The sequence below is a fragment of the Pseudoalteromonas luteoviolacea genome, assembly GCF_018100925.1.
Classification (GTDB): domain Bacteria; phylum Pseudomonadota; class Gammaproteobacteria; order Enterobacterales; family Alteromonadaceae; genus Pseudoalteromonas; species Pseudoalteromonas obscura.
This window is the reverse complement of the sequence record NZ_JAGJEH010000014.1, coordinates 66743-78117: the sequence shown is the minus strand read 5'-3', so window position 1 is coordinate 78117 and position 11375 is coordinate 66743. Positions and strand designations below refer to the sequence as shown.

Below are 11375 nucleotides of genomic sequence, written 5' to 3'. Positions count from 1 at the left end.
GGAGTCTCACTAGGGATAAATTCGTGAATTTATTAAAAAGATTATTACAGACTGTTTTCGTTTTTGGCCTTTTTGGCGTACTGATTCTAATCGGCTTGTATTTCTATGTGAAATCCGATATTCCCAGCGTCAAAGTGCTCAAAGATGTTCAGCTACAAACTCCAATGCAGGTCTTTACACGCGACGGAAAGCTCATCAATCAATTTGGTGAAAAACGCCGTATACCAGTTAAAATATCTGATGTACCAGAGCCTATGCTCAATGCATTTTTGGCGACAGAAGACAATCGTTTTTACGAGCATTTCGGTATTGATCCTATTGGGATTGTACGCTCGTTTATTGTCTTAGTTAGCACAGGGCAAAAAAAGCAAGGGGCAAGTACCATTACCATGCAGCTCGCAAGAAACTTCTTCTTGACCCGAGAAAAGGCTTATATACGTAAGGTCAAAGAAATTTTTATTGCGCTGCACATTGAACGGCTGTTGAGCAAAGATGAAATTTTTGAGCTCTACCTCAATAAAATCGAATTAGGCCACCGCTCGTTTGGTATTGGAGCCGCAGCACAAGTATACTACGGTAAAGAACTCAATGAATTGACGTTACCTCAAATGGCCATGATCGCTGGCCTACCAAAAGCGCCATCAGCACTAAACCCAATACGCAACCCAACTCGAGCCAAAGCGAGACGAAATGTGGTATTGGGCAGAATGCTTGCCGAGAAATACATTACACAAGCCGAATATCATGCCGCTGTAAATGCGCCAATTACTGCAAAACGACATGGTGCCGAAATAGAGCTATACGCACCGTACATTTCAGAGATGGTACGCGCATATATGGTTGAAAAGTATGGTACTGACACCGCCTACAATTCAGGTTTCAGGGTTTATACCACTGTCGATGCAGCCGACCAAGCCGCAGCTCAGCAAGCACTCATCAACAATCTACACGACTATGATAGGCGTCATGGCTTTAGAGGGCCCAACGCTCGCTATTGGCAACCAGAAGAAACTCCGTGGACAACAGAACAGATCACCGCTCGACTGAAAAAAGTAAAAGCCATCGCACCACTACATGCAGCGGTAGTAACGGCACTAGAAGAACAGTCAGCCACCATTGTCATGCCTTCTGGCAATACCATTACGCTAGATTGGAGCGCAATGAACTGGGCCAGAGCATATATCACAGAGCGACGCCAAGGTAGAGCGCCAAAAGTTGCCAGCGATATTCTCGCTCCAGGTATGCAAATATGGGTGCGTCAAAGTGAACAAAAGTGGGTTCTCAGTCAACTTCCTCAGCCGGCAAGTGCACTCGTGTCTCTTGATCCTCAAAGCGGTCAAATCAAAGCGCTTGTGGGTGGTTACAGCTTTAAGCAAAGTCAATATAACCGGGCGGTTCAGGCGAAGAGACAGGTGGGTTCAAACATTAAGCCCTTTATCTACTCCGCAGCTTTGGAAGGTGACTATACGCTTGCCACAATTATTAATGATGCGCCCATCAACCACTGGGATAACAGCCTAGGAGTGGCTTGGCGACCGAAAAACAGCCCAGATGTATACAGTGGACCAATTCGTATTCGAAGAGCATTAGCGCAATCTAAAAATGTTGTATCAATCCGCTTAATGCGCGGTGTTGGTTTAAACAACACTGCAGATCACATTCTCAAATTCGGATTTAGTGACGAAGATGTGGTACGTAGCGAATCACTCGCCTTAGGTAGTGCCGCGATGACACCGTTAGAAATGGCCAGAGGAATGAGCGCATTTGCCAATGGCGGGCACTTAATTGAACCTTATTTTATTGACAGACTAACCGATGCGTTTGGCAATGAGTTAGGCACAGCAAGTCCATTGCGTGTGTGCAGTGAAGAAGCACTTGAAGCCGATCCGTATACATGCGCACCTAGGATCATTTCGGAAAAGAATGCCTTTTTAGTTGCCGATGCATTAAAAAGTGCCATCTGGGGTGGCGGCAGTTGGCGACATAAAACAGGCTGGACCGGGACAGGTTGGCGAGCTCAGACACTTAAGCGAAAAGACTTGGCAGGCAAAACCGGCACAACAAATAATGCCGTTGATACATGGTTTACTGGCTTTAACCAAAATTTACTTACCACAGTTTGGGTTGGATTTGATGATGCCAGCAAACCACTTGGTCGCGCGGCTTACAATACTAACTTGGGCAAAAAGCAGATTGTAGGTGGGGAAGCCGGTGCGACGACGGCACAGCCTGCCTGGGTGAGTTTTATGCGTCATGCGCTCCAAGAAGAGCCATTGGCACCCATAGAGCCCCCTCCTGGGCTTGTATCAATACGTATTGATTTAAAAACGGGTCTACTGAGTGAAAAAAATGACTACACCAGCCGCTTTGAATATTTTGAACGAGGAACCGCTCCGACAAAATATGTTTTAGACTCAGGCAGTAGCACACCTTTTGACGATAGCCTGCCAGCGTCAGAAGAATTATTTTAGACAACAGAAAAACAAAAAGGCCATGCAGTGCATGGCCTTTTAAATTGGCAAAATATCGTTTAAGTAAACAACTCTATTATTTGAGCTTTTGTGTTAACCAATATAAATCAGAGTGGATCCCAGCTGCTGTCACCTCTTTACCGGCGCCCGGCCCTTGGATCACTAACGGGTTACTTTCATACCACTGGCTGGTGATCACAAAAATATTGTCACCAGGGGTTAAATTCGCAATTGCACTGCCAGCCTCAACATAGGCAATGCCAACTTTAGCACTAACCTGACCTTGCTCATCGATATCTAAAGCCCCTGTGTAACGCAGTGCCTTGCCTTCAGATTGCGACTGCTCATAACGAGACTGATAAAATGTATCTAAATCCTGACGCTTAGCAAGAAAAGAGTCCCAATCACCTGTGGCCAAATGTTCTGGCATCAATGGCTCTAGGGCAATATCTTCAACGTCTAGTTCAAGTCCTAGATCTCTGGCCAAAATAAGCAATTTACGCTGCATATCTCGACCTGATAAGTCTTCTCTCGGATCCGGCTCGGTATAGCCCATGCCCTGTGCTTCTATCACCAAATCAGAAAAAGGTTTAGTACCATCAAAGCTACTACATAGCCAAGAAAGAGTTCCAGAGAATACCCCCTCTATACGCGTCACAGCATCCCCACTGTTTTGCAAATCAGCCAATGCAAAATTGATCGGCAATCCAGCACCAACACTCGTGTTATAACGCCAGTGTAAGTTGCGCTCTTGTAATTGCTCAAGTAGTTTTCCATACCAAGCTTGTGCTGCTGTACCGGCATATTTATTGGCACTTATCAAATGACAGTCATGTGCCACAAAACTCGGATACATATCGCTAAAAGCATCGCTGGCAGTAATATCAATCACTACTTTGTGCTCATAATCGAGTTCACCGATACGCTCAAGCAGATCTGACTGCTGGTAGCTTTGCGCCTCGCTTCGCCATTGCTGTTGCCAGTTTTGAATATTAATACCACTTGGGCAAAACAACATTTCTTGAGAGCGAACCAAAGCCACAATCTTTAGATCAAAGTTTGCTTGTAACTTCTCAACTTGCTTTTGGCATTGATCAACGAACACTTCGCCCACATTGCCAAGGCCCGCAATGATCACAGCTAATTCTCGGCCTTTATTGACTACCTTATCATGTAAAATAGCAAGTACATCGCTATCGATAGATTGATCTGTCAAGAATAATGCATAACGTCCATCACTGTGGGTAAAGCGTACAACCACATCTTGCTGCTCTAAAACCGCAGCCACTTGCTGAGTTAATTGATGTGTTTCATGGCTCGGCGCTACTATTGCCAAGCCTCTCAAGTGAGACTCAACAATATTCCCCCTGCCTTGCAAATGGCTAGCTACAGCATGGGTGTCATTGCTCGGTACTAGGAGATAATCTTCACCACCCTTACTAAAGTGGTGAATACTATGTTGTATTAATTGGCTTAAGGTTCGCACCTCACCCGTAGCAAGTCCCTCAACCCGAATTAAATCAAGTTCCTCAAATGTGGTGATAAACCGCTTATCTTTGCTATAACCTTGTTTCACGATTTCCGTGCCTACGGCTTCAGGGTCATAACTACTACGCACTTGAAGTTTAATGTTGGTGTCTTTCAGTGGTGATAACGTTTTTGCATGCAACACAGGGTTGCCAAGACGAGCAAGCAGATTCGCTTGCGCTCTACAAACCTTAGGGTATTTAATTGCTGAACTTACTTTACGCGGATCGGTACTGAACACACCGTGAGTATCTGTCCAAATTGATACAGCCTGCGCATCAATATAATTAGCCAACAGGGTTGCACTATAGTCACTACCATTGCGGCCCAGAGTGATCGTATTACCGTCACAATCTGAGGCAATAAACCCGGTCACTATGTGAATTTTTTCGCCACTTAATTGTTCTATACACGCTTGTTTATTTTGTGCATGTAACAATTGACCTTGATGCTGGGTAAATAAACTTCTCGCATCTACATCAAGCGCACTGACATTTAATGTCGACAATAAATGTGCTAGCAGACGTGCAGACCATACTTCGCCATGTGCCAATAACGATGCTTCATGTAAGTTTAAATCTGCTGCCGCCTTTGCAATGCTCTGTAGCTCATCTTTTAGCTTTTCTAATAGAGTATTTGCCTGCTGGCTCGTAAACAACTCTGTCAGCAGTTGATTTTGATGGTTTTCCACCTGCAATAAGATGTCATTAAAGGCATTATCATCTTTTTGTAAATAACTTTGCCATAACTTCACTAGCGTATTTGTGGTTTTACCCGCTGCTGACACAACGACACAATCACCTCTTTGGCATTGGCCTAAAATGATATTAGCAACCGCTTGATAGCGCGCTGCAGAACTAAGGCTAGAGCCGCCAAATTTGTGTACTACTTTTGTCATATTGTTACCATAAAACCGTATGTGCAGGGGATAGTTTAAAGTCTTTGGCATCGTCAGAATCACCGCTTACAGGACTGTACACCTTTTTAAACGCTTGCTCAAGATCTGCTAACAAATCTTCAACGTCTTCAATTCCAACGGAAATTCGGATTAACGTATCGCCTACGCCCGCTTCAAGTCTAGCCTGTGGATCCATCCCTGCATGGGTCATCGTAGCTGGGTGACAAATCAAACTCTCTACACCACCCAAAGATTCAGCTAGAGAAAATTGGGACAAAGAAGTTAAAAATGCAGCGGAGTCTTTCAGACCCCCTTTGATGTCAAAACTTACCATGCCACCAAATCCATGCTGCTGCTTTTTGGCGAGCGCATGCTGTGGATGGGAAGCTAAACCGGGATAATAAACTTGCTCAACAAATGGAGAAGATTCTAAATACTGAGCTATCGCCAATGCATTGTGCTCATGCTGCTTTAGGCGCACTTTTAAAGTTCTAAGTCCGCGCAATGTTAAGTAGCTGTCAAAAGGTGAACCTGTAATGCCAATATTGTTTGCCCACCAAGCAAGTTCTTCCCCCAATTCTTGCGTGCGAGCAATGACAGCTCCACCAACAACGTCTGAGTGACCATTAATAAACTTAGTCGTAGAGTGCACAACAATATCCACACCAAAAGCGATTGGGTTTTGCAGCGCCGGTGATAAAAATGTATTGTCCGCAGCTACCAAGGCGCCACAACCGTGCGCAGCTTTCACCACAGCTTCAATGTCTGTCAGTCTTAGAATTGGATTACTCGGAGTTTCTATCCAAACTATCTTAGGCGCAATATCCGCAATTTTTTGCAGACTTTCAGGCTGAGTTAAATCAAGTACTTCTACTTTTAATAAGCCACGCTTTTCTAAAGAGGTAAATAATCGATAACTGCCACCGTAACAGTCATGCGGGATCACCAAAGTATCGTCATGGTTTAATAACTGTGTCACAAGATGAACCGCAGCCATGCCAGTTGCGGTAATAATGCCTTTTTCGCCACCTTCTAACTGAGTGAGTGTATCGGCTAAAATATCTCGATTTGGGTTGCCACTGCGACCATAATCATAATCCCGCTTTTTATCAAAATCAGCGAAAGAATAGGTCGTAGAGAGATATAAAGGAGGCACAACTGCACCATGATGCTTATCTGCATCGATGCCATTTCTCACGGCAATCGTTGACTTCTTACTTTGGCTCATAGGTCACCTAGATACTTGGATGTTTAGACGTCTAAAAGGTTAGATGAACAATTGTGAGATGTCAAAACATTTATACTTCTATATGGCTAAATAACTAGTATTTGACTATCTTATTCAAACCGATAAAATTTCGCCACGAAAGCGATAAAGGATGCCAATAAGACTGAATCTTTGACCTAATATGGCAAAAGACCGAGTATTCTGCCAATTTCCTGTACAGTGCACAGCAATTAGCTTGTATATGGTACAAACCGTCAGCAGTGCACTCAGCAAACAAAATCCAGTCTTATTCACATTCAAGGTAAACACTGAGGCAAGTACACAATTATGGCTAAATGGAACGGTGAATATGTTCACCCATATGCAGAACACGGTAAAAAATCAGAACAGGTGAAAAAAATCACTGTTTCAATTCCTTTGAATGTACTTAAAGTACTGACAGATGAACGGACTCGTCGACAGGTTAACAACCTGCGCCATGCAACAAATAGTGAATTACTGTGTGAAGCGTTTTTACATGCGTTTACTGGCCAGCCTTTGCCAAATGACGAAGACTTAAGAAAAGATAATCCAGAGAAGATCCCAGCAGAAGTTCGCGAGATTATGGAAAAAATGGGATTAGATATTCCTGAAATAAACGAAGAATAATCAGTCCCTATCAAATATAAAAAAGCCTCACTAATGTGAGGCTTTTTTATATCATGTAACACACTAAGCCCCTTACAAGACTTAGTCGTAAAATCTATGCCATGTAATTTTCAGGTAGTTCAATCTGTGCAACACCTGAGTCAATTGCAGCTTGTGCAACTGCTTTTGCAATACGAGGTAGTAAACGTGGGTCCATAGGCTTTGGAATTATGTACTCTGAGCCAAACTCTAAGCTTTCTACTTCTGCTGCAACCAAAACTTCTTCCGGTACAGGTTCTTTTGCAATACTACGAATAGCTTCTACCGCTGCAATTTTCATTTCATCATTGATAGCAGTAGCGCGCACATCTAATGCACCGCGGAAAATAAACGGAAAACAAAGTACGTTATTAACTTGGTTTGGATAGTCAGAGCGACCTGTCGCCATGATTAAGTCGTCTCGAGCGCCATGTGCCACTTCAGGGCTAATCTCTGGATCTGGATTCGAACAAGCAAAAACCACAGGCTTATTAGCCATCAGTTTAAGATCTTCTGGTGATAGCAAATCAGGACCAGATACACCAACAAATACATCGGCTTCAGCAATAACATCCTGCAATGTACGCTTATCAGTGTTATTGGCAAACAGCGTTTTATACTCATTTAAGTCATCGCGACGTGTATGGATAACACCTTTGCGGTCTAACATGTAAATGTGTTCACGTTGAGCACCACATTTAATTAGCAGTTCCATACAAGCGATTGCGGCTGCACCTGCACCCAAACAAACAATGATCGCCTCTTTGATGTCTTTACCTTGAATTTCCAAAGCGTTTAGCATGCCAGCAGCAGTTACGATCGCTGTACCATGCTGATCATCGTGAAAAACAGGAACATCACAGCGCTCAATTAAAGCTTTTTCAATTTCAAAACACTCTGGCGCTTTAATATCTTCTAAGTTAATACCACCAAACGTATCTGCAATATTTGCAACGGTGTTGATAAAATCTTCAGTTGTGCGGTGTTTTACTTCGATATCAATCGAATCTAAACCTGCAAATCGCTTAAATAAAAGCGCTTTACCTTCCATTACGGGTTTAGACGCCAAAGGTCCTAGGTTACCCAGACCTAAAATAGCAGTACCGTTACTGATCACAGCAACCATGTTGCCTTTACCTGTATATCGGTATGCATTTGCAGGATCTGCCGCAATTTCGCGCACGGGCTCTGCAACACCTGGACTATAAGCTAAGGCTAGATCTTTGACGGATTCAGCAGGTTTTGTCAGTTCAACACTGATTTTACCTGGGACGGGGTGAGCGTGGTAATGTAATGCTTTTTCACGTAAATCTGACATGACGCGATTTTTTCCTACGAGAAGTTAAAAGTGAGAGTGAGATAAAAATTCGCTAACTGCTTTCAACAATACCTCTTTTGAAAATTAATTCAAGCACTATCAGGTCTATCCTGTTAGACGATATTCTTTGGTATTTAGCGACTTTTAAGCTACTTTTCATCAAAATTTACAGCAATAAATTAACGGTAACATCCATAATTCTTGGTCATGAAAGGTTAATTTATATGCAAAAAAACCACATATGACGAACAAGAATCAATTCACTAACAAAACCATACAGTTAAATGAAAATAACTACATTTAGTGACATTTAGATGAATTTAACTAACTTTAAATAAAAATTAAACAAGCATAACTATTCAAAACAAAGACCGTTTTAAACACACATCTCACATTTTGCTTCATAATTTCAATGCAAAAAGCACATTGGAGTTGTGCCAATTAAACCACTTAGTTAGACATATGCTATAGAACAAATATGGCAACTTTTTAATACAATACCAAATTGCATATTATTTTTTATTCGGGGGAATGCTGAAGCACATGTATGAAGAAAAAGGCATGTACTAAAACGAAAAAAGCACCCGTAGGTGCTTTCTTTCATTAACTAAGCAGTGATTAACGCTTAGCAGATAGCGCACCGAAGCGCTTGTTGAAGCGATCAACACGACCACCAGTATCAAGGATCTTCTGCTTACCAGTGTAGAACGGGTGGCAAGAAGAACATACGTCTAGGTGAATGTCTTTACAAAGTGTTGAACGCGTCTCGAATTTGTTACCACAAGAACAAGTTGCTGAGATCGTCTCGTACTTAGGATGAATACCTTCTTTCATAGGAAACCTCTAATTTAAGGCCGTATCGCTCTCCAAACCCGAAGTTTGGCACCATACGTCGTTATACAAATAAATTGGACGCGTATTTTAGGACTTTCATGCTCAAACTACAAGCAATAAATTAGTATCTAACTAGATTTTTATTATTCCTGTTTACTATCCGGAATTTACCCTCACAAGTAGAAAGTGTTGAGGTATACTCTGGCACTTCGCATTCTTACTTTGTACGCAATAGGCGGATCACTTGGAGAGCACATGCCATTTGCAGCTGTCGCAATAAAAGTCCCTTTACACAAGACTTTTGATTACACCTACCAACCCTCCATGACCCCTTGTGTCGGCGGTCGAGTCTGGGTCAAATTTGCCAATCGGCGTTGTGTCGCCGTCGTCACCGAATTAAAAACACATAGTGACGTCCCAGAAAATAAAATAAAGCCGCTTGAATCTGTTGTTGACAGCACACCCATTCTAGATAGTGCTCATTTAAGTTTTTTACTTTTTGCCAGTCAATATTATTGCTACCCATTCGGTGAGACAATATTTACCGCATTACCAGGCGCACTGCGTGACGGTCAGAATGTAGATAAAACGCAGTTGCCCTTTTTAACACTCACCGACGCGGGGCGAGAAACCACGCAATTGAGAGCCAAGAAGCAGCTTGCATTACTAGAACAATTGCGCAGTGCCGGGGATGCGACACATAGTGAGCTCAAAACTTTGGGCTTTACACAAGCACAAATAAAAGGCTTACAAGAAAAAAAGCTCATTTGTGAAGAGCTTCGCCCAGATACTTCTTGGCAAAACCAACCGCTATCTATTGGTACTAAACCCACTTTAAATGAAGAACAAGCAACCGCTTGCAGTGCAGTAAATCATACCGATGGTTTTCGCACATTTTTAATTGAAGGGATCACCGGAAGTGGTAAAACCGAGGTGTATTTACAGTGCTTAGAAAAAGTACTCAAAGCAGGAAAGCAAGCTTTAGTGTTGGTACCCGAAATAGGTCTAACTCCGCAAACAGTCAATCGATTCAAGCGTCGCTTTCCTGGCCTACCAATTGATCTATGGCATTCCAATCTCACTGATAACGAGCGCTTGCATACGTGGCGTCGTGCTCAGCAAGCCACCACAGCGCTTGTCATTGGCACTCGCTCTAGTATTTTTTTACCGTTTAAATCCCTCGCGATGATCATCGTTGATGAAGAGCATGATCATTCGTTTAAACAGCAAGATAGTTTGCGCTACCACGCTCGAGATTTGGCCGCTTACCGTGCTCATCAAGCGCAGTGTTCGCTGCTTTTAGGGACAGCAACACCCGCGCTGGAAACCTTAAAAAAAGCACTGGATAATAAGTTTCAACTGCTGACACTAAGTAAACGTGCGCAAACCAGTCAAGACAATCAATTTTTACTTGTCGATATGAAAGCCCAACAAACGCAAGGTGGGTTCGCCAGCACAAGTTTAAAAGCAATTGAGCGTACTCTGGCTATGGGTAAGCAGGCTATGATCTTTCTTAATCGCCGAGGTTTCGCGCCGACATTGATTTGCCATGAGTGTGCTTGGATAAGTGACTGTCAACACTGCAGTACCAGCGCCACCTATCACAAATCAATGCAGCGCTTGGTGTGCCACCACTGCGGTGAACAACAGTTTGTTCCTCACCAGTGCCCAGATTGTGGTAGTACGCAGATTATGCCCACAGGACTTGGTACAGAGCAGCTGGAGGAGTTTATCTCTGCTCAATTTGAAGACATCCCTATCTGTCGTATTGACAGAGATTCAACGAGGAGAAAAGGCAGCTTAGAAAGTGCCCTTGAGCAGATCCACCAAGGTGGGGCTCAAGTGCTGATCGGCACCCAAATGCTGGCGAAAGGTCACCATTTCCCCGATGTCGCGCTTGTGGTTATTTTGGATGTCGACAGTGGTTTATATTCAAGTGACTTTAGAGCAACTGAACATATGGCCCAATTGATAACCCAAGTAGCAGGTCGAGCAGGTAGAAGTGGAGAGCCTGGCACGGTGATATTACAGACCCACTTTCCCGAACATCCACTGCTGCAAGATTTAGTTAATAATGGCTATCAAGACTTTGCGCGCTACGCACTCACAGAGCGCCAAGAGACAATGCTTCCACCATACACACATCTCGCGTTGGTCAGAGCAGAAGCAACTTCCGCGCACCTTGTCATGACATTTTTATCCGATTTGGTTCCAGCGCAGCCATTCTCTGGTATACAATTGCTAGGTCCGATCCCGGCGCCCATGGAGCGCCTCGCGGGAAAGTACCGTTATCAATTACATATACAGGCAACGCAACGCAATGTTTTGCATCAATATCTCATGCAACTTAAGGAATATATAAGCAGCCACAAACTTGCCACACGGGTGCGCTGGAATATTGATGTTGATCCTATGGATACCTATTAAACTGAT

At 43.3% G+C, this 11375-nt stretch carries 7 protein-coding genes; 3 read left to right on the top strand and 4 right to left on the bottom strand.

Features of this window, described 5'->3' with window-relative positions:
- Positions 1 to 23: 23 nt before the first annotated feature.
- Positions 24 to 2471: a penicillin-binding protein 1A gene (locus J8M00_RS23940; protein ID WP_211012937.1), complete on the top strand. Its 2448-nt coding sequence runs from the start codon at positions 24 to 26 to the stop codon at positions 2469 to 2471.
- Positions 2472 to 2547: 76 nt separating this feature from the next.
- Here J8M00_RS23940 and metL read toward each other — a convergent pair whose 3' ends face one another.
- Both metL and metB read right to left on the bottom strand, forming a co-directional pair.
- A complete protein-coding gene (gene metL / locus J8M00_RS23935) occupies positions 2548 to 4896 on the bottom strand; it encodes a bifunctional aspartate kinase/homoserine dehydrogenase II (RefSeq protein WP_211012936.1) in 2349 nt (782 codons plus the stop codon).
- A gap of 4 nt (positions 4897 to 4900) precedes the next feature.
- On the bottom strand, positions 4901 to 6124 hold the full coding sequence (gene metB, locus J8M00_RS23930; protein ID WP_211012935.1) for a cystathionine gamma-synthase: 1224 nt from the start codon (positions 6122 to 6124) through the stop codon (positions 4901 to 4903).
- A gap of 327 nt (positions 6125 to 6451) precedes the next feature.
- On the opposite strand from metB, the gene metJ reads away from it, so the two are divergent.
- The gene (gene metJ, locus J8M00_RS23925; RefSeq protein ID WP_023397680.1) at positions 6452 to 6772 is read left to right on the top strand and encodes a met regulon transcriptional regulator MetJ; all 321 of its coding nucleotides are present in this window, start codon (positions 6452 to 6454) and stop codon (positions 6770 to 6772) included.
- 94 nt (positions 6773 to 6866) lie between these two features.
- Here the strand turns inward: metJ and J8M00_RS23920 are convergent, their stop codons facing one another.
- Positions 6867 to 8108 carry a malic enzyme-like NAD(P)-binding protein gene (locus tag J8M00_RS23920; protein ID WP_023398432.1) on the bottom strand — a complete coding sequence of 414 codons (1242 nt, stop codon included), beginning with the start codon at positions 8106 to 8108 and terminating at the stop codon, positions 6867 to 6869.
- Positions 8109 to 8726: 618 nt separating this feature from the next.
- Positions 8727 to 8942, bottom strand: coding sequence for a 50S ribosomal protein L31 (rpmE, locus tag J8M00_RS23915; RefSeq protein WP_023398433.1), 216 nt, complete (start codon positions 8940 to 8942; stop codon positions 8727 to 8729).
- Positions 8943 to 9197: 255 nt separating this feature from the next.
- On the opposite strand from rpmE, the gene priA reads away from it, so the two are divergent.
- The gene (gene priA, locus J8M00_RS23910) at positions 9198 to 11369 is read left to right on the top strand and encodes a primosomal protein N' (protein WP_211012934.1); all 2172 of its coding nucleotides are present in this window, start codon (positions 9198 to 9200) and stop codon (positions 11367 to 11369) included.
- Positions 11370 to 11375 lie beyond the last annotated feature (6 nt).

Excerpts from the sequence above, each read along its gene's own strand:
- J8M00_RS23920 (WP_023398432.1), bottom strand. The coding sequence starts at position 8,108 with ATGTCAGATTTACGTGAAAAAGCATTACATTACCACGCTCACCCCGTC.
- metJ (WP_023397680.1), top strand. The coding sequence starts at position 6,452 with ATGGCTAAATGGAACGGTGAATATGTTCACCCATATGCAGAACACGGT.
- metL (WP_211012936.1), bottom strand. The coding sequence starts at position 4,896 with ATGACAAAAGTAGTACACAAATTTGGCGGCTCTAGCCTTAGTTCTGCA.
- rpmE (WP_023398433.1), bottom strand. The coding sequence starts at position 8,942 with ATGAAAGAAGGTATTCATCCTAAGTACGAGACGATCTCAGCAACTTGT.
- priA (WP_211012934.1), top strand. The coding sequence starts at position 9,198 with ATGCCATTTGCAGCTGTCGCAATAAAAGTCCCTTTACACAAGACTTTT.
- metB (WP_211012935.1), bottom strand. The coding sequence starts at position 6,124 with ATGAGCCAAAGTAAGAAGTCAACGATTGCCGTGAGAAATGGCATCGAT.